General features: G+C 34.7%; 1 protein-coding gene. It reads right to left on the bottom strand.

Features of this window, described 5'->3' with window-relative positions; all coding sequences use genetic code 11:
- Positions 1 to 242: vitamin B12 dependent-methionine synthase activation domain-containing protein (locus ACY2RS_RS15785; RefSeq protein WP_490099609.1), on the bottom strand; the 242-nt coding region annotated here is incomplete at both ends.

Below are 242 nucleotides of genomic sequence, written 5' to 3'. Positions count from 1 at the left end.
AAGAGCTTTTCATAAATAATTTTATCCATAATCACCTTGGCATCTGCAGATAATTCGGTGTCTTTGGTTCCTACTACTTCTTCTTCTAATGTCTTCGGAAATTTTCCGTGCAAGTCCCAACTTCTAAAAAAAGTAGACCAGTCTATATATTCACGTATTATTGCAATATCAAAATTAGTAACGATCTGCTTCCCGAATTGGTTGGGCTTTAAAATTTCCGAAGCACTCCAATCTACATTAAA

The sequence above is a fragment of the Patiriisocius sp. 208BN25-11 genome (genome assembly GCF_058147145.1).
This window is presented reverse-complemented; position numbering and strand designations above follow the sequence as displayed.